Origin of the sequence: Shouchella miscanthi (assembly GCF_007725405.1) — a bacterium.
GTDB lineage: Bacteria > Bacillota > Bacilli > Bacillales > Bacillaceae_D > Shouchella > Shouchella hunanensis.
The window spans coordinates 2,779,585-2,797,619 of sequence record NZ_CP042163.1; the positions used below are offsets into that span (position 1 = coordinate 2,779,585).

An 18,035-nucleotide genomic window follows, 5' to 3' on the forward strand; every position below is an offset into this window, starting at 1 on the left:
ATTCTTTATGGGACAAGCGTTCCTTTCTCAATAACCGTGCCACTTTCTACAGTTAATCGCTCTTTTCCACTTACAATACGCACTCGCTGCAAATGTTCAGAAAGACTATCCAGTGCACCTGTCACTTTAGGAATCATTCCGCCTGTAATGTCCCCTTGTTCAATAAATTTCTTAATGTCTATTTCATTTAGTTTAGCTTGTTTCTCGGCTTTAATATAAACACCATCTACATCAGTCACAACAATAAACTCTTCTGCAGCTAAAGCTTTTGCCACGGATGAAGCAACTGTATCTGCATTAATATTTACTTGCTTGCCACATGCCGTTAAGCCTAACGGAGAAACAACCGGAACCATTTGTTCACGAAGTGCCGTTTCTAACACTTCTGTATGAACCATCTTCACATCACCAACTAAGCCTAATCGTTGTTCATCCATTAAAGTTGCATGAATGAAACGGTGATCATACCCGTTTAACGAAATCGCGTTCATTCCTAGAGCTTGAAGTTGATTAACAATGGATTGGTTCACCTGATGAAACAAGACATCCTTTACAATCGTTAGCACCGGTGCAGTTGTCTTTCGTAACCCTTGTTCAAATTCGACTTCAATGTTGGCTTTCTGCAATTGGTCATTAATAGCTGGCCCACCACCGTGAACGATAATAAGTTCCTCACCTGAGCGCTGACGCTCAATTAGACCATTGTAAAAATCTTCACTAAGTTCAGCTAGCATGCTTCCACCAATTTTTATAACCGTTCGTTTGCTCACGTATGATGACCTCCTAAGTACGATACCCTGCATTGATACGAACATAGTCATAGGATAAATCACAGCCCCATGCTTTCCCTACTCCTGTACCTACATGGAGATTAACTGAAATAACGATCGTTTCTTCATCTGTCATATAAGTCGTTATCGCTTTATCGTTCGTTCCGCATGGTTCGCTTTCCTTTAGCGTTGCATATGGACCAATAGCAATATCAATTAGATCCGGAGAAATCGTGCAACCACTATAACCAATTGCACAAATAATCCTACCCCAATTGCCATCTTTCCCAAATACTGCTGTCTTCACTAAATCGGAACCTACTATTGTTTTCGCTATTATTCCTGCTTCGTCATTGGATTTTGCACCAACTACCTGTACCTCAATAAGCTTTGTCGCACCTTCTCCATCTCGAGCAATCATTTTAGCAAGCTCTGTTGCACAAAGCTGAAATGCTTCTTGAAAAACAGCCCATTGTGGATGGTCTTGGTTAAGCTGATTATGCTGCACCTTGTTAGACGCCAAGGCAAGAACCATATCATTTGTAGAGGAGTCACCGTCTACGGTTATTCGATTGAATGTTTTATTTGTTACGTCTTTTAATAATTGTTGTAGCTCGTTGCCTTGAATCGTTGCGTCTGTAACTAAAAAACTAAGCATCGTCGCCATATTTGGATGTATCATCCCCGAACCTTTTGCAACCCCAGCAATACGAACTGCCTGCTCATCGATAACAAATTCTACACAAATTTCTTTTGTTGTCGTATCTGTTGTTAGAATGGCTTCCGCAAAGCTTGCTTGGCTTTCTGTTAATGATAACGTTTTGATTCCTGTTCTTACTTTCTTCATTGGCAACGGTTCGCCAATCACACCTGTCGAAGAAACAGCCACATCGGTTTCATTGAGATTTAATTTCTCTGCTACACATTTTTGCATTTCCTCGGCATCAATCATCCCTTGTTTACCCGTACAAGCGTTGGCATTGCCGCTATTTACAACGACTGCTTGTAACGTACCTGTAGTTTCAATAAGAGATTTCGTAAGACGAAGCGGCGCTGCTTGGATTTGATTTGTCGTAAATACACCAGCTGCCTCTGCTACGTTCGAACAATAAATGAGTCCAAGATCAGGTTTTTCTCGTTTTAACCCGCAATGAGTGCCAGCTGTATGAAACCCTTGCACATCGTCAATACAGCCGTTTTTTATTATGTTTATCTGTTCATGTTGTTGCTCATTTAAAATCACGGCTTTACCTCCATTACGGATAAATAGGAAGCATCGTTAAACCTGTATGCTCATCCCATTCATTCATTAAATTCATATTTTGAATGGCTTGCCCTGCAGCGCCTTTGACAAGATTATCAATGACGGAAACAAGGATAACCCGGTTCGTACGCTCATCATAAGCGACACCAATATCACAATAATTACTCCCATACACATGTTTGGTCTGAGGAAAATCGCCAATGTCACGAATACGAATAAATGAATGTTGCTCATATGCTTGTTTCAGACAATCGTAGAGCTTCTTATTAGTGACACCTTCTATTCCTGATGCATAAATGGTCGCCATAATGCCTCGCACCATCGGAACAAGGTGTGGCTGGAAGCTTACTTTCACTTCTTCGTTTGTAAATGATGTCAGCTCTTGTTCAATTTCAGGTGTATGCTTATGGGAAGCAACGCCGTAAATCTTAAAATTCTCATTCATTTCACTGAAATGCGTCATTTGTGTTGGGCTCTTCCCTGCTCCAGATGTGCCTGTCTTTGCATCAATGATAATGGATGTTGGATCAATCAATTCTGCTTGTAGTACAGGTCCCAGCGCTAGCAATATTGCAGTTGGAAAACACCCGGGGTTCGCAATGAGCTGTGCCGTTTGGATTGTCTCTTTATTCCATTCACTCAATCCATAAGACGCTTGTTTTATCAATGAAGCAGATGCAGCTTCTCGTTTGTACCAAGTTTCATAGATTGATTGTGAATGTAACCGCAAGTCCCCCGACAAATCAATGACCCGAATGCCTTGATCTAGTAGCCATTGACTCCACTTGCTTGACACTCCTGGTGGTGTCGCTAAAAAGACCGTGTCTACTTGACCACTCAGCTCTGATTCGACTAGTGGCCGAAGCTTATATGTATCGCCATTACGTAAATGAGGATAGTGATTGGTTAACAGTACTCCTTCTTCACTAGATGTATAAAGATTAATGGAATTTATTTTTGGATGCTGGTTCAAAAAACGGATTAACTCCACCCCTCCGTATCCACTAGCACCGATAATACCAACATTCATCGTCTCACTCCCGAATCATTTTCTTTTGATATTTACCTATTATAAATATGAATAAAAATAAATTCAACTGTATTTTTATTTTATTTATACTCTTTTTTCATAAGTGGTAAACAGAATTGATTTAAACTGTAATGCTCTAAACACTTTCATTACTTACTCAGGAACCACCTCTCGTATTTCCTTCTTATTGAGATTAAATCGTTTAAGCAAAATAAAAAAAGCACGATCGGTAACCGCTCTAGTGCGATTGACGATCATGCTCTTCCATTAAAAACGCTGAGAAACGACTTGCATTACTCATTTTCTGATACATATCTAATAATATCTTCTAGAATGTCAGCTTGGTTCATTTCAAGTCCATTGTACTTCCTTACAACCTGTCCCTCTTTATTGACTAAAAAGAAACTTGTGGAATGGATAATATCTTCTGGTGTATCACCATACGCATAAGGTACACGAAAGGCTTCATTTGAAAATGTTTCAAGTTCGTCGATGTCATACCCTGTAAGAAAATCCCAACTTCTAGAACCAACACCGATGTTTTCCGCATATTGCCTTAGTTGCTCAGGTGTGTCTAAAATCGGATCAGCTGTGAAGGTAATAAACTGAAGAGGATAGCCCTCTGAAGCTAAATCTTGTTGCAATTGATTCATATTTGGCATCATAGTCAAGCATACAGTTGTACAGTTTGTAAATGCGAAATTAGCAAGCCAATGCTCTCCTGCTACATCATCCGATCCAAATGCTTGCTCATCCTGATTGGTAAACGTAAATTCTGGTACATGAATAGCAGCTTCTGTTAAATCGAATTCAGATGATTGGCCCATCCCATACATCCAACCGCATCCAGATAATAAAAATAAGGTTATTATACTTATAATCGTTTTCATCATAACCACCCTTCGTCTTTAGGATCGAGGAATATCGCTAATAGTTAATTCACCGTCTTGAAGCTTTTCTTTCTTTAACCATTGTTTAAAGACGTAACCAATTGAAATGCCATACACTATTTCTTGGAATACTTTCATTAGAACACCGGCCAATTGTTGATCTGTTCGTGCATCCAAAAATTGCAATGATTCAGGACTACCGAACGCTGTTAATAACGCTTCTGGACCTGTTCCACCGGGTAAACAATACGCCATCACATTTGCCCAAATGAGTGGATCCGTATATACAGCATACATTGCATTAGGTGCGAATATAATCAGTGCACAAGCTGGCGTAATTAATAACCCATTAGCAAAAATATAAAAAATGCGTCGTAATTCTCGAAGCTTGTACGAACTTGGTACAGGCGCTAGAATAAACCACCACATTAAAGCTGCTGTAAGAAGCAATACCCATTGATAGAGGCTATGTAAAAATGGTGCTTGCATGAGCGTGTCAAACATGAGCGGAACATGATAAAATGAAAAAAGACCATTAAACAGAAGTAGCGCAGCAACGGGATTCCATATGTAACGTAACGGTCGAAATGCCCATTTGCTTTTGAGAAAAGTTTCGTACCATTTTGTTGGAATACCGAGTATTAGCAAAGGCACCGCAACAAAATAGGCGAAGACCATTTGTAACATATGAATCGTCATCATGACGTGACCAAATACATAAAGTGGACTCCCCCAGCCTAAATAAAGCGCTAGCAAGCCGCTCATAAAAAAGAAACTCTTTTTAACAGAGCCTGTTTTTGTTTTTCGGATCAACCAACAATAAAAAATGGCAACTATCACAATGGATACAAGCAATTCCGGTGTCCATAATGCACGGAATCCTAAGCTTGAAGCAAACGTTTCCATCTGCGTCCTCCTTCCAAGCAGGAACTTCTTATACGTACCTATCATAGCACATCGAGGTCTTATTCCATATGTGCATCCGTGTATTTTTTGTTACTAATTTAAATTAAAGGAGAACGTATGTTACCAAGACATTTAATCGCACTAGACTTAGACGGCACGCTACTACCAGGGAACCAGACTATTTCAACACGTACAAAAACAGCCTTATTAAGCGCTAAAAAGGCTGGACACCTCGTTGCTATCGCAACAGGACGGCCGTATCGCGCAAGTAAACGTTATTATCAAGAACTTAATTTAACAACACCCATTATTAATTTTAATGGAGCAAGCGTTCACCACCCACTGGATCAACATTATCCTAAAACAAAGGCCACAATTGATTTGGAAACGAGCCGTCATCTTATTAAAACGTGTCAGCAAGTTGGCATTGAGAACATGATGGTTGAAATTGATGATGCTTTTTATATGGCTAAAAATGAAGGGTTCTTCGCTAACTTCCTAACAGAAGGTATTGAGCCCATTGCATCTGGAACAGTAGACGACTTACTCACTGCTCCACCAACAGCAATTCTAGTTGAGCCCCTTGTAGATAAAACGTTGGAGCTACGGGCTGCATTAGAAGGTACCAAGAGCGAGACAACTTTGCAACGTTGGTGGAAAGGGCAAGTGCCGGTGTTAGAAATAGCCCCTAACCATGTCACCAAGGCTACTGCTTTACAAGAATTGGCTAACCACTATAATGTGTCAACTGAACATATTATCGCTTTTGGGGATGAAGAAAATGATTTAGAAATGATTCAATTTGCTGGACAAGGTGTTGCCATGGGTAACGCCATCCCTGAACTTAAGGAGATTGCCCACGCGATTACTGACACAAATGAAAAAGATGGGATTGCGAAATACATTGAACAAGCACTTCAACTGAGGTAACTATTTCTGGGAGGGGACAATCATGATTGACATTGTTGAACTTTCAGCGGATACAACGGCTGAAACAAAAAGAGAGCTAACCTCTCTCTTTGAAAAACAACTGCATAACATTGCGGGGAAACAAGCCATTACGCAAATTGAAACGCTATTAAACGAAGCCCTACTTCCCCATTCTCAAACGTATTTCTTTATTGCACGCTATGAAGGAAATGCAGTTGCCTTTGCCTTCTTTAACACAATGACAAGTTTCCAAAAAGGCGGTCAATACATTTGGTTAAATGAAATTTATGTAGACGAAGCGTATCGGAACCAAGGTATTGCCAAAAAACTGTTGCTCCGCATTATTTACTGGGCAGAGAATCGAAAAATAAAAGGAATTGAATTGGAAACAGGATTACATAATGAAGCGACAAAAGCATTATACAATTCACTTGGCTTTTATGACGTCGTTTCAAAACGATACTCTTTCCGTTTTTAACAATAAGCTATGCGCCTATTTTCTTGAGAACTAGGCGTATAGCTTCTTTTTTTTTACGATTTTACATAGACTAAAGCAATCTCTTATTTAGTGCCTTCTGCAAAAGGAGTGTAAGAACATGTCTGCAATTCCTTGGCCGACAGAATTTCAAGAACTTTCAATCAAAATCACAAAGCGCACACTGCATCAGTTTATTAAAAAAATGATGGCACATGAATATGCTCTTTACTGGCGCTATGATTCAAGCTTTATCTATCTCATTATTGAGTTGGAAGACTTGGTTCATGAACTTCCTTTCATTCGCAATGATCAGTTTCTAACCCTAAAAGCAAAAAAGCTATATGTTTATGATTCCATTCTTTCTGATGTGATTGAAGAACTCTTACAATCTGAAAAAGGAACAGGCGTCGTGAAAAGAATGACGGAAGGACCACAGTATGTAACAACATACGAACATGGCGATATTGCCTCTACAGTTGAAATTGAAGGGAGTGAGCAAGGTATGGCGAATAAAAATGTACCGATGATTCAATATAAAGAGAACGGAAAATCCCTTGGTCCAAAAACAATGATTAATGTAATGAATTTAGAAATCAATTATATTTTAATGGAGCTGTTTGAAGCAATGGAAGAAAGCAACGAAGAAGCCATCGCTGAACACAAGCACCGTCTGAAAAAATTAGTAAACCGTCGCTCACAAGTAGAAAAACTTCTTAAACTTTAATGCATTTTACCCTTAGCACATCATGTGCTTTTTTTTTGAGTTTACACCATTTACAGCAAATCATTGGCTAGGCTTTTTTTTCATCGCTAAAACAGGTAAAATAGAGAGATACTGTTTTATCATGAGGTGAAAAATTGACGAACACCTATCGCCGGTTGCGTACTGAAATGGAACCGTTTCTAAAAGGAATGAACCGAAAGCTAAAATCATCTCGATACCTCTCCCCTAATCAGATTGAGACATTTGGGCTAGAGGTGAAATCAGAATTACAATCATATAAAGAAGACGAACAGTTACAAGGATTCTTTGTCATCATTGATTTTGTCTATGAACAAGCTCAACAAGACGGACAATGGTCTTCCCTTGAACGGAGGCTTAATCCTTTTTTTGATACAGTCGCTCATTATTTATATACAGCTTACTTTTCTAAATCAAAGAAACTAAAAGCACGCTTTGCAAAAATGTTAGGAACGTATGTGGTACAGGCTATGCAAGATGATGACGCCCCTTATGCTCGACTTTTTTCCGCATATATGAAGACTTTCTCAGCGGATCAAATTGACAAACTGGATCATTACTTTATTGGACAAGATATGAAAGATGCTTCACGCAGCTTTTGCATTGCGATTAGCTACTTCTATTTATACATCGGTAAAGAATCTCAAGCAATCACTTTAATGAAGCAAGCAAGCCCATTAACAGCAAGTGAAGCCGAGGCACATATCGCATTATTAACACAGCGTGAACGATATGAGCAAGTGCTGCGTTGGTTTGATACCTTCTTTCCAAACAAATCCGACAAACTTGGCACGCTACAAGAGTATTATGATCAGTCAACTTCCTTACATGACTCATCGTCAATTCAGTATGAAACATGGGATCGGTGGTTAAAAGCCCCTTCTTTTAAACGCTTTAAGACGCTAATGAGTCATTATTCGGCTAAACAAAAGGAGTTAGTGCTCGATTATTTATTGCCACATCTAGAGGAACGGCTTTTTAATGAGGCCAATAAACTCGTTTATATACAAATGCTACTTGAAAAGGAAGACTTTGAACGAATTCAGCGCTATTTCCTTTTGCATGAAACCAACCCATTAGAGTTACATGAGCAGAAACAGCTGCTGTTGCAACGACTTGCTGAAGCGCGACCTGCACTTTCACTTCCTGTGTATCACCAGTTTATTATTCGTCTAGCAGAAAAACGCTCACGAAAATATTATGTTGAAGCAGCTGAATATGTTGACAAGCTCGCCTTTATTTATAAGCGGTTAAATGAACCAAATCGGTACAAGCAATTTAAGCAAACTTTACTGAAACGATATCAATCGTATCGTGCGTTTATTGAGGAGTTGAAACGTCGTGAACCAAACATCAATATGGATTCATAGTGGCTGGGTGGATCAGTCCTTTTTCATTTGGGCTGAATCAAAAGGACAAACAACTCAAGGAAGAAGCGGGTTTATTTACCCTTTTCTCTATTCTCCTTTTGAATTAAAGCTCCGACTCTTTCAAACCGATCCGATTTCATTTTATGGCACATTCTTGACGTTATCAAGAGCCATCATTCATGTTCCTCTCGCTTCACGTGAGTTCCAATCTTATGTGGGCTCGACCATTATTTATCAATCGGCTGATTCATGGAAGACGCATTTTTTTCCTATAGAAGGCATTGAGCTGTCGCTACAAGAATTTGTTCAGTTTTATCCATTATTCCGTACTTGGAAACATGATTTTCAATTAGCGGATGATTTTCACGTATGGCTTCGTTTTTTGGATGATGTGTACAGGCTTATTGAAGAAGGTTTTTTTGAACCAAATCAACATGGTCAGTGGATACTAAAGGTGAAGGATAGCTGGTATACAAACTGGATGAACGCCATGCCAAAATCGACTTTTTCTATAGCAGCAACTCAAGAGGGGCAACAATTTGCTCAACAAGAAGATGACGATTATGATTTAGCACGAAAAGCCATTATGGAAGCGATTATTGATGCCGCAATTCGCAGCATTGTACTTGAAGAAGACGTTGCTCCTGTTTACGATCAATGGCAACAATCCGTAGATGAACCGATTCAGCCATTCTTGAAATCATTAAAGAATAGAGAAATAACACCGATGATGAAGCACTGGCACACGCATTCGTTTCAGCACCAACTCGGACTGAAACAGGAAGAACCATTTAAAACGGCAATTGTGTTAAATGAACCTCAAGACAATCAAAACTGGACCTTGTCTCTTGCTTTAATTGATCGAACGAATCAAGAACAACTTGTACCGGTGCAGCAGTTGTTAACGGGAGAACACCCATGGTTAACGAATCCAATTCCGCAGTTAAAAAAAGATTTAACCTATGTACAAGATGCGTTTACAGTACTCTCGGGCTTAAATTTATCTTCACCTACTGTTCATGTTAGCAGTGATGAAGCGTATGAACTCTTTATGCAGCATGAACAGTTTGAGCAAGTGGGCATTACATTAATTGTTCCTAATCAATTAAAACAAACACCATCTATTCAAGTGAAGCTCAAAGATTTGCAACAAGAGACGTATAATAGCGTCGATCCACTATTAAATTGGCAAAGTTTATCGCGATTTGATTATTCTATTATGATCGGTTCTGAAGAAATGAGCCAAGCCGATTTTGAAGCCTATGTCAATGAGCAAAAATCGCTCCTGAATATTAATAACCAATGGCTCGTTTGGGATCCAAACCTTGCCGAACGACTAAAGCAGTTCCTTGATAAACTACAACATCAGTATACGTACTTAGATGCATGGCGACTCGATCAGCAAGAAGAGTTTGATGAGCTAGAAGACATTGATGTATCCATTGAATGGTCGCAAAAAATACAGGAAAAGCTGCCTCATTTATATCGAAATGAGCCTAGCATTGTCTCTATTCCTTCTACATTAGAAGGAGATTTGCGCACCTATCAACAGCAAGGGTTCAGTTGGCTGGTTCATTTAAGACAAATTGGCTTTGGTGGCTGTCTTGCAGATGACATGGGGCTTGGAAAATCCATTCAGACGATCACGTATATTCTATATGTTCTCGAACAGCAAGAGGAAAAAAAGGAGCCATTTCTTCTTATTTGTCCCACCTCGTTACTTTATAACTGGGAAGCGGAATGTCAAAAGTTTGCTCCAGATTTAAATGTGTTTATTCATCATGGAAATGACCGTCTTCTAGAACAAGATAAGCGACTCTATGAGTACGATCTTATTATTACGTCTTACACACTTGCATTACGTGATGAGAGCATGCTTCACGCTCATTATTGGAATGGCCTTATCCTTGATGAAGCGCAGCATATTAAAAATAAAGAAACAAAACAGCGTAAAGCGATTCGTAAACTGAACGCGACTCATCGAATTGCTTTAACGGGAACACCTATTGAGAATCGCTTAACGGAACTTTGGTCATTGATGGATTTACTAAACCCTTCTCTACTTGGAACGTACAAACAGTTTTATTCAAACTATATTAAACCGATTGAAAAAGATCGAGACGAAGTTCGTCAGCACCAACTAAGAACGGTTATCCAGCCATTTTTACTTAGACGTACGAAAGAAACAACAGAAGCAGAATTAAACTTGCCAGCCAAGCATGAACGATTAACACACGTTCCTCTTTCTATTGAACAAATTAGCTTATACCAAGCGATTGTAAACGATATTGAAGATCAAATTCATACCGTTTCAACAATGGAACGTCGAGCGCTTATATTGCGAACAATCACCCGGCTAAAGCAAGTTTGCAATCATCCAGCTCAGTTTCTAAAATCGTCCTTAGATGAACATACTTCTGGTAAATGGCAAGCCTTTCAATCATTGATACAAGACATCTATGAACGTGGTGAAAGCACCCTTATCTTCACACAATATAAAGAGATGGGTAAGCTGATTCGTACGTATCTAGAAGAAACATACGATGCATCTACTTCTTTTCTTCATGGGGGATTAACAAAAAAACAGCGACTTGAAGCCGTTCAAACATTCCAAGAAAGTCAACAGCCTTCTTTCTTTGTTCTATCTTTAAAAGCAGGCGGCGTTGGCTTAAATTTAACAAAAGCTACAAATGTGATCCACTATGATCGTTGGTGGAACCCTGCAGTTGAAAACCAAGCAACTGATCGAGCATATCGTATTGGTCAAACCGATGATGTGCATGTCTACAAATTGTTAACAGAGGGTACAATCGAAGAAAAAATAGATCGGATGATAGTAGGTAAACAACATTTAGCCGACGGTATTTTAGCATCTTCTTCACAAGTAACAGAACTTAGTGATGATGAATTACTAGCGTTGCTACGGTTATCTTCTTAAAAAGGTGGTATGACTGTGAGAGAAGAATTTGAAATGTATTGGAAAGCAAAAAACAGAGAGCAAGGGGCTAAAGAAGAAACTCTCCCGCAAACACCTGCAGGCTCACCTGAATGGAAGGCGCTCAAAGAAGCCATTCAACAAAAGGCAAAAGGAAAAAGGTAGGCACTTCATCTGTGCACTACCTTTTTCTTTATTCTGATTCACTTATTTCAACTTCTATTGACTTTGTAAACGTACCTGGATCACTTAGTGATTCTACAGTACTGTCGTCAACCATTAGCTCTACAGTCATCATATAGGAACCGGCTGGTATATCCTCTGTGGGAATCTCTTCTCTTAAATCTTGTGTTTCGCCTGGTTCATATGTCTTTTCGGTTACACTTTGTGCAAACATATGCTCATTTGAATAACGGAACACTTCTTCTTCTTGTGCGTTTACAAGGGTAATTTCATACAGCTGTTGCGAAGGAAACGTTAGTGTCTGGGCTTCCTCTGAATCGTTTTCAATATACATTTCCACATAGAGCATGTCGTCTGAAAGTTGATGATCAACTGTAAATAACCACTCACCACTCATCGTTGAATCTCCTCCGGCAGGTATATCTTGATTTTCTTCTTCATCAGCCTGTCCTCCACATGCGGCTAACGTAAAGGCAAGTGATATACCTACTAATACATTCCACGTCTTCATCGCAATCCCTCCTATTAATCTTTCCGGAACAAACCAAAGATACTAGCCGTTTCTACAATATTGGTAAATGCTCCCGGATCAACTTCCTCCACAATATTTTTCAACTCATACAATTCGTATCGTGTTAACACGATAACGAGCATTTCTTTTTCTTCAAATGTATAGCCGCCTTTTGCAGGTATACGAGTAATTCCCCGTGTAAGCCGCTGATGAATGGCTTTATTTAACACGTCCGCATTTTTCGTCACGATCATAGCTGTTAGCTTTACATACCTTGTATGGATGGCATCAATAAAGCGTGATGTCACATAAATGGAAATAAGGGTAAATAACGCTTTTTCTGGATCGAGCATGACACCTGAAGCAATGACTATGATCGAATTTAAAATAAAGAAAAAGCTTCCAACAGGACGGTCGGAAATACGGGCTAACACGAGTACGATAATATCAAGTCCGCCAGAAGAAGCGCCCCATTTAAGTAATAATCCTGCACCTGCTGCAGCGATAACACCTCCGAAAACGGCATTAAGCATGATGTCTTCAGAAAACGCATAGACAGGCAACACTTCCAAGAAAATGGTTGTTAAAACAACACTTGCAAAGCTATAAATGGTAAAGCTTTTCCCAACCTTTAACCAACCTAGAATAGCAACGGGTATGTTTAGTAACAGCAATAATATCCCTGTTGATAGTGGCACGATATACGATAAAAGCTGTGCAACACCTGTAAAACCACTCGCAAAAACATCCGCTGGTATAAAAAAGAAGTTTAAAGAACTGGCTAACAGAAATGAGCCAATGACAACAATAAAAATTTTACCGATTTCACGATTCATACGAGAGGGTCACCTTGTCCTGATTCGTGCTTTGTTTCTCGAACCAAGCAGATGCATCAAGAATCGCCTTTCGCGTAATCTTATGGTCGGCTCCTTTTTCAGCAAAAAACGTAATGTTTGCATTGTTCACATCAGGAGCGTCTTTTAGCTGTTTTAGAAAGCTTTCTGCAAATGAATACGGAACCGTCTCATCCTCAGTTCCGTGCCAAATGTAAAGCTGGCGCCCCTTTAAAACACTGACATCTTTTGAAAGATCATCGATTCTAACTTGGTCCAAGACATGTTTCTTTTGCTCTTCTGTTAGATGTGTACCTCGCTGAGCAGCTACTTCAAACATGAGTTTTGAAAATTCCTCATATTGCGGTGCACCCATAAATAAGCATGCCTTTTTAATCCACTCGTATCGCGCTAATAGACCATACGACGTAATCGCCCCCATTGAGGTTCCGCCAATATAGAGTTCATCTTCTTGTACAGCGTAACGCTCAACAACGCCTTCTACTAAATCAGGGAATTCTGTAATCGATTGTTGAACAACTGTCCAGAAATGGTGGTAAGGATCATGTGTACCTTCTCCTCGGGTTCCATGATAGAGCGCGTCTGGCAAAATAACTCGAAACCCTTGTTTGGCAATCGTATAGGCAATGTGTAAATTGTGTTCTTTGGCACTCGTTACACCGTGATAAAAAAACAACGTTGGTTTCTCATCGGAACCTTCTTCCTCTACAACTAGCATTGGCACAGTATGTATCATGTCTTCTTGTATAATCATTTTTTCACTCCTACGCTCAAAAAAGCTACCTTGTTAGGCAGCCTTTACATTCATTATTGATATCGCTCATTGTAACGCTGAACGCTGTACAAAGAACCCTCATCCACCATTTTACTATCTTCTGAAAAAGGCCTTGGATTGCCTAATTGGAACGCTTTGATTTTTTCTTCTTTTGTTTTACCTGTTACTTTGTTAAGAAAGTCTGTCCCTTTCTCTTTTAACTCAGCTCGTTTGTCACCATCCACTAAGTAAACGGTTAATGCTCCTGCCACAGCGGCTGATGCTACTGCAACAACAGTTTTTTTTGCGTCCATTATGAAAAACCCCTCTCTAACATAATCAGCTTTCGTCTCTTATAATATGTTCCCAAGTAGGGTGGTTCATAAACCTAATAAGGAACTCTTCCAACAGAGTCCCTTATTTTTTACTTATTTTTCATAGAGTTCGGCAGATTCTTTTACAATCCATTCTTGACCGAATGTTTGCTCACCATCCCACTCTAACATGCCGCCTTCATAATTACGGACATTTAGAAACCCTTGTTCTTTCATATATTTAGCTGTATGTTGACTTCTTCTCCCACTACGACATACTAGGATATAACTTTTTGCCTCATCCATCTTTGGAAGCATTGTGGGCATCTCGTTCATCGGAATTAACGGAACACCTGGAATATGCCCGTCTTCGTATTCCGTCACTTCTCTTACATCAATGACGATCGGTTCCTGATTTGGTTGTTTGTTTGTTAATTCATCTTTTAATTCTGCTGTTGATAATTGGATAACACCATCTTCTACTTTACTCATCGTAGCCTCCTATTTTTTTCTTATTCAATTGACATCTCAATATGCGGGAATGACTCACGCACTTGCGTTAACGTCACTTCTTCTGCTTGTAACTGCTCGAAGGCAGATAACACAACACCATCAATATAGTCGGATACGTTAATCGTGCCGTCTGAGCGCACATAGGCTTCATCATTTTCAGCTATTTCATAAAGAGGCTGAAAAGATTGGATACGAAAACCGATTGTTCTTCCTTGTATGTCTCGCGTGTAGTCTCTAGTATCAATGGCATGTACGCGAAAAACCGAGGAAAGATGGATATAGCGCACTTGTTCACTTTCCACATGTTTTTCTTGATCACTAGCAATTAATACATCCCCACCGTACGCAGCAGGTGTAAACACAGACATAATAAAATAAAGCGTTAAGGCCATTAGAAAGACTAGAAAAGAGCTTGTCCGTTCTCTTGCTTTTGTATACACACCTTTTTTCTGAATACTACGATGAACAATGACAAGCGTTACCGCAAGTAGAACAATGCTAATCCCAATAATGACAAATTGAAACCATCCTTCTGATAAAATAACCATTTAAAACGACTCTCTTTCTCGTACAATGATGTTGTTAAGTCATTTTTTATCGTACCATAAGAGCGGTCATTAACAAACGAAAAAGGATAGAAACTGTTAAATCTATTCATCTTGTCGTTACATAGGCATATTACCGCTATGCCTTTTAATTTCTGTACGTTTATGATGTAAACAAGCAAAACGATTAATTAAATACATCCGTGTGTCTCGAGGGCGAATCACATCATCAATATAGCCTTGTTCTGCTGCTTCATAAGGAGAATCAGACCGATTCGTTTTCGCTTCAGCCAAAATGGTTTTTGAGCTTTGATGACCCATTACCGCAATAGAAGCCTGTGGCCAAGCCGCGACAAAATCTGCTCCAATCCCTTTGCTATTTAACGCGACAAAGGCTCCTCCATACGCTTTTCGAAGAATCACAGTAATCTTTGGAACCGTTGCCTCTGCAAAGGCATAAATAAGCTTAGCACCGTGGCGCAACAACCCTTTACATTCTTGGTCCTTTCCGGGTATAAATCCACTAACGTCCTCTAAGACGAGAATAGGAATTGAAAAACAATGACAGAAACGAACAAACCTTGCGCCTTTATCACTCGCATTAATATCTATGCATCCCGCTAAATGTACCGGATTATTCGCTACTACTCCAACTGTTTCACCATTTAAACGAATAAAAGCGGTAACCATGTTTTTCGCATAGCCTTTTGAAAGTTCGAATAATTGCTGCTCGTCCGCTAAACAAGTAATGACGTCTTTTACATTGTAAACATCGCAGTCACTTTTCGGTAGGCAAGCCTCAATCTCTTGTAATTTGTCATCATGTCCAATTCTTGTATTCGTCTCTTGTAAATAGGATAAAAATGTGCGCACTTGGTCAAATGCTTCCTGTTCCGTTTCAGCAACAAAATGAGCTAGCCCGCTTTTTGTTCCGTGTACATCCGTACCACCTAACTCTTCACTCGTCATCGTTTCTCCACTTATTGCTTGCAACACCTTTGGTCCTGTAATAAACATTTGGCTTATTCGTTTTACCATAAAAATGACGTCGCTTAATGCTGGAGAGTATGCAGCACCGCCTGCACATGGGCCAAGCATAATCGAAAGCTGAGGGACTTTTCCAGAATAGTGTACATTTCGCTTAAAAATCTCTCCATAACCATGAAGTGCTTCAATGCCTTCTTGAATCCGTGCACCACCTGAATCGATTAAGCCAATGATTGGCATCTGTTTTTCGTATGCAAAATCCATTAATGAACAGATTTTCTTTGCATGCATGGCGCCTAATGTCCCTCCAGCTATGGTAAAATCTTGGGCATATAAACAGACATGCTGACCATTGATTTTACCAATTCCGGTAATAACACCATCGCCAGGAAAACGTTCTTTGCCAGTAGCAAATCGGAAAAGTTCAGAGAAACTGTTTTTATCAAGAAGTTGATCAATTCGTTCCCGTGCTAACAACTTTCCACGTTGATATTGTGCTTGTTGTTTGTCCTTTCCACCACCAAGCCTGATCGTCTCCAAGCGCTCTTCAAACTCGGTTTGTTCATTTTGCAGGTCCATTTCCATCCGCCCTTTTTTAGCATCTGGTTGTAATGTAACCAGAATGAACAAACCTATGCGTTTAGCCCTTCCGCAATACAGGTAGCGTCACACAACGAAAGGAACCACCTGATTTAATAATTTCTGAAAAATCGATTTCAATAATGGTGTACCCTCTAGCTCGTAACGCTTCATTTGTTTTCTTGTTTTGTGGCAAGGCAATCACTCGTTTTTTTCCAATTGATAAAACATTGACACTCAGATAAAATTGCTCTTCTTTCGAAACCTCAATACAATCATACCGATCCGTTATCTTTTTTAAAAACGACGGTTCAATGGCATCAGGGTAAAGTAACGCTTCATGATCAGATACTGGCTGAAACACGCAGTCAAGATGAAGAAATTTATGATCAAATGGAATCCATTCAAATTGTTTTTCTTCGTGATTTGCTTTTAACGTGTCAATACTATTTTGCGACGTACGACCGCTCGCTCCTACAAAAACAACATCTTTTGTGACAATAACGTCACCACCTTCAATCGTTCCTTCATGTAGTGAATAGAATGGGCGTCCAATAGATTGTAGAAAGGATTTTAATTTCTTTTCTTCCCCTTGCCTAACCGCACTTTCCATCCGACCGACGTAAAGTTTATTCCCAATTGTAAAACCACTATCACGCATAAAGATTTGTTCAGGAAATGCTTCATTCGGAGGCAATACTTTTACATCAATTCCCTCTTCTCTCATCGTATCCACAAGTGTCTGATGCTGCTTGCAAGCGAGCGCTTGGTCAATATTTTCATTCATATACTTTCGCTGTGTTTCGTTAATCGGTTCTTTAATCGTCATAAATTCCGGCTCGCACACGAGAACTTCTTTTAATGGATCAAACTCAGTATTACAATACACTTTTTCATTTTCCATAAGTGAAAAGCTCCTATCTTTTGATACAATCCTTTATTAAGATTTGCATAAGCCATTGAAAAAATCAATTTTTTCCATTATATTTTTATATATTCGTATACCTACAACTAGGTGTATAATAAAGAAGGTAATCTTACCTAATTTATACAGTATATCCGATATTAAAATGAAAAGAATCAGACCAAATGTATTGGTCTGATTGTTAATGAAAAGTCAGAAATAAATTGTAGCCATTTTCTGAAATGGTTTTACCGTATTTATGACGCTCGATGTGAGAGGAGAGCTCTGAAGAAAGAATGTGGAATTGTTCTTTATCACGGTTTTCCAAAGCAAGATCAATTTGTTTTCTTAAGTATTGATCTTTAAAGTAGTAACTAGAATAAGCAAGAACAGCACGTGCATAAAGTGATTGAACCGTCAAATCAGTACGAACTTCTAAACTATTAATGATTTGCAACTGCTTTAGGACATTCTTATCAATGGCAAATGGCTCTTTCATTATTCTCCCTCCATCTGTTATGATGATATCGTTTGATTTACGTATTATTTACCCTTAATAGTATGGTCATAAACCTT

At 39.2% G+C, this 18,035-nt stretch carries 20 protein-coding genes; 6 read left to right on the forward strand and 14 right to left on the reverse strand.

Annotated elements, in window-relative coordinates:
- Nucleotides 1–5: 5 nt before the first annotated feature.
- From argB to ctaG, 5 genes are all read right to left on the reverse strand, one after another.
- Nucleotides 6–770, reverse strand: coding sequence for an acetylglutamate kinase (argB, locus tag FPV17_RS14100; protein WP_052008022.1), 765 nt, complete (start codon nt 768–770; stop codon nt 6–8).
- 13 nt (nt 771–783) lie between these two features.
- Nucleotides 784–2,010 carry a bifunctional glutamate N-acetyltransferase/amino-acid acetyltransferase ArgJ gene (gene argJ / locus FPV17_RS14105; protein WP_432813896.1) on the reverse strand — a complete coding sequence of 409 codons (1,227 nt, stop codon included), beginning with the start codon at nt 2,008–2,010 and terminating at the stop codon, nt 784–786.
- 16 nt (nt 2,011–2,026) lie between these two features.
- Nucleotides 2,027–3,064 (reverse strand): N-acetyl-gamma-glutamyl-phosphate reductase, encoded by a 1,038-nt coding sequence (gene argC / locus FPV17_RS14110; RefSeq protein WP_144559290.1) that lies wholly within the window; start codon nt 3,062–3,064, stop codon nt 2,027–2,029.
- A 293-nt stretch (nt 3,065–3,357) separates the two neighbouring features.
- Nucleotides 3,358–3,957 carry an SCO family protein gene (locus tag FPV17_RS14115; RefSeq protein ID WP_035395409.1) on the reverse strand — a complete coding sequence of 200 codons (600 nt, stop codon included), beginning with the start codon at nt 3,955–3,957 and terminating at the stop codon, nt 3,358–3,360.
- Nucleotides 3,958–3,972: 15 nt separating this feature from the next.
- Complete coding sequence (gene ctaG / locus FPV17_RS14120) at nt 3,973–4,860, reverse strand: cytochrome c oxidase assembly factor CtaG (protein ID WP_060703861.1); 888 nt, start codon at nt 4,858–4,860, stop codon at nt 3,973–3,975.
- Nucleotides 4,861–4,977: 117 nt separating this feature from the next.
- Here ctaG and FPV17_RS14125 point away from each other — a divergent pair, with 117 nt between their 5' ends.
- From FPV17_RS14125 to FPV17_RS22010, 6 genes are all read left to right on the forward strand, one after another.
- The gene (locus FPV17_RS14125) at nt 4,978–5,790 is read left to right on the forward strand and encodes a Cof-type HAD-IIB family hydrolase (RefSeq protein WP_035395414.1); all 813 of its coding nucleotides are present in this window, start codon (nt 4,978–4,980) and stop codon (nt 5,788–5,790) included.
- Nucleotides 5,791–5,812: 22 nt separating this feature from the next.
- Entirely contained in the window at nt 5,813–6,268 is a 456-nt protein-coding gene (locus FPV17_RS14130) for a GNAT family N-acetyltransferase (protein ID WP_035395416.1), read from the forward strand.
- Nucleotides 6,269–6,386: 118 nt separating this feature from the next.
- Nucleotides 6,387–6,992 (forward strand): YkzI domain-containing protein, encoded by a 606-nt coding sequence (locus FPV17_RS14135; protein WP_035395417.1) that lies wholly within the window; start codon nt 6,387–6,389, stop codon nt 6,990–6,992.
- 134 nt (nt 6,993–7,126) lie between these two features.
- Nucleotides 7,127–8,380 carry a hypothetical protein gene (locus tag FPV17_RS14140; RefSeq protein WP_144559291.1) on the forward strand — a complete coding sequence of 418 codons (1,254 nt, stop codon included), beginning with the start codon at nt 7,127–7,129 and terminating at the stop codon, nt 8,378–8,380.
- On the forward strand, nt 8,352–11,318 hold the full coding sequence (locus tag FPV17_RS14145; protein ID WP_144559292.1) for a DEAD/DEAH box helicase: 2,967 nt from the start codon (nt 8,352–8,354) through the stop codon (nt 11,316–11,318). Before FPV17_RS14140 ends, FPV17_RS14145 begins: the two co-directional genes overlap by 29 nt.
- Nucleotides 11,319–11,333: 15 nt before the next feature.
- Entirely contained in the window at nt 11,334–11,480 is a 147-nt protein-coding gene (locus FPV17_RS22010) for a hypothetical protein (RefSeq protein ID WP_186370625.1), read from the forward strand.
- 28 nt (nt 11,481–11,508) lie between these two features.
- On the opposite strand, the gene FPV17_RS14150 is transcribed toward FPV17_RS22010, so the two are convergent.
- The 9 genes from FPV17_RS14150 to FPV17_RS14190 form a co-directional block, all read right to left on the reverse strand.
- Nucleotides 11,509–12,009 carry a BsuPI-related putative proteinase inhibitor gene (locus FPV17_RS14150; protein ID WP_035395421.1) on the reverse strand — a complete coding sequence of 167 codons (501 nt, stop codon included), beginning with the start codon at nt 12,007–12,009 and terminating at the stop codon, nt 11,509–11,511.
- A 14-nt stretch (nt 12,010–12,023) separates the two neighbouring features.
- Nucleotides 12,024–12,845 carry a YitT family protein gene (locus FPV17_RS14155; RefSeq protein WP_035395423.1) on the reverse strand — a complete coding sequence of 274 codons (822 nt, stop codon included), beginning with the start codon at nt 12,843–12,845 and terminating at the stop codon, nt 12,024–12,026.
- Complete coding sequence (locus FPV17_RS14160; protein WP_060703853.1) at nt 12,835–13,617, reverse strand: serine aminopeptidase domain-containing protein; 783 nt, start codon at nt 13,615–13,617, stop codon at nt 12,835–12,837. The genes FPV17_RS14155 and FPV17_RS14160 overlap by 11 nt, the downstream gene beginning before the upstream one ends.
- A gap of 53 nt (nt 13,618–13,670) precedes the next feature.
- The gene (locus FPV17_RS14165; protein ID WP_035395425.1) at nt 13,671–13,931 is read right to left on the reverse strand and encodes a YbyB family protein; all 261 of its coding nucleotides are present in this window, start codon (nt 13,929–13,931) and stop codon (nt 13,671–13,673) included.
- Nucleotides 13,932–14,045: 114 nt separating this feature from the next.
- Nucleotides 14,046–14,423 (reverse strand): rhodanese-like domain-containing protein, encoded by a 378-nt coding sequence (locus FPV17_RS14170; RefSeq protein ID WP_035395427.1) that lies wholly within the window; start codon nt 14,421–14,423, stop codon nt 14,046–14,048.
- A 20-nt stretch (nt 14,424–14,443) separates the two neighbouring features.
- Entirely contained in the window at nt 14,444–14,992 is a 549-nt protein-coding gene (locus FPV17_RS14175; protein ID WP_144559293.1) for a hypothetical protein, read from the reverse strand.
- Nucleotides 14,993–15,109: 117 nt separating this feature from the next.
- Nucleotides 15,110–16,555 carry an acyl-CoA carboxylase subunit beta gene (locus FPV17_RS14180; RefSeq protein ID WP_035395490.1) on the reverse strand — a complete coding sequence of 482 codons (1,446 nt, stop codon included), beginning with the start codon at nt 16,553–16,555 and terminating at the stop codon, nt 15,110–15,112.
- 61 nt (nt 16,556–16,616) lie between these two features.
- Complete coding sequence (locus FPV17_RS14185; protein ID WP_035395431.1) at nt 16,617–17,459, reverse strand: dimethylarginine dimethylaminohydrolase family protein; 843 nt, start codon at nt 17,457–17,459, stop codon at nt 16,617–16,619.
- A gap of 202 nt (nt 17,460–17,661) precedes the next feature.
- Nucleotides 17,662–17,958 carry an IDEAL domain-containing protein gene (locus FPV17_RS14190; RefSeq protein WP_144559294.1) on the reverse strand — a complete coding sequence of 99 codons (297 nt, stop codon included), beginning with the start codon at nt 17,956–17,958 and terminating at the stop codon, nt 17,662–17,664.
- Nucleotides 17,959–18,035 lie beyond the last annotated feature (77 nt).

Bases quoted from the DNA above. Each gene is read 5' to 3' on its own strand.
- FPV17_RS14130 (WP_035395416.1), top strand. From the start codon at position 5,813: ATGATTGACATTGTTGAACTTTCAGCGGATACAACGGCTGAAACAAAA.
- FPV17_RS14165 (WP_035395425.1), bottom strand. From the start codon at position 13,931: ATGGACGCAAAAAAAACTGTTGTTGCAGTAGCATCAGCCGCTGTGGCA.
- FPV17_RS14170 (WP_035395427.1), bottom strand. From the start codon at position 14,423: ATGAGTAAAGTAGAAGATGGTGTTATCCAATTATCAACAGCAGAATTA.
- FPV17_RS14160 (WP_060703853.1), bottom strand. From the start codon at position 13,617: ATGATTATACAAGAAGACATGATACATACTGTGCCAATGCTAGTTGTA.
- FPV17_RS14115 (WP_035395409.1), bottom strand. From the start codon at position 3,957: ATGATGAAAACGATTATAAGTATAATAACCTTATTTTTATTATCTGGA.
- FPV17_RS14185 (WP_035395431.1), bottom strand. From the start codon at position 17,459: ATGGAAAATGAAAAAGTGTATTGTAATACTGAGTTTGATCCATTAAAA.
- FPV17_RS14135 (WP_035395417.1), top strand. From the start codon at position 6,387: ATGTCTGCAATTCCTTGGCCGACAGAATTTCAAGAACTTTCAATCAAA.
- FPV17_RS14150 (WP_035395421.1), bottom strand. From the start codon at position 12,009: ATGAAGACGTGGAATGTATTAGTAGGTATATCACTTGCCTTTACGTTA.
- FPV17_RS14180 (WP_035395490.1), bottom strand. From the start codon at position 16,555: ATGGACCTGCAAAATGAACAAACCGAGTTTGAAGAGCGCTTGGAGACG.
- FPV17_RS14190 (WP_144559294.1), bottom strand. From the start codon at position 17,958: ATGAAAGAGCCATTTGCCATTGATAAGAATGTCCTAAAGCAGTTGCAA.
- FPV17_RS14125 (WP_035395414.1), top strand. From the start codon at position 4,978: ATGTTACCAAGACATTTAATCGCACTAGACTTAGACGGCACGCTACTA.
- ctaG (WP_060703861.1), bottom strand. From the start codon at position 4,860: ATGGAAACGTTTGCTTCAAGCTTAGGATTCCGTGCATTATGGACACCG.
- argC (WP_144559290.1), bottom strand. From the start codon at position 3,064: ATGAATGTTGGTATTATCGGTGCTAGTGGATACGGAGGGGTGGAGTTA.
- FPV17_RS14175 (WP_144559293.1), bottom strand. From the start codon at position 14,992: ATGGTTATTTTATCAGAAGGATGGTTTCAATTTGTCATTATTGGGATT.
- FPV17_RS14155 (WP_035395423.1), bottom strand. From the start codon at position 12,845: ATGAATCGTGAAATCGGTAAAATTTTTATTGTTGTCATTGGCTCATTT.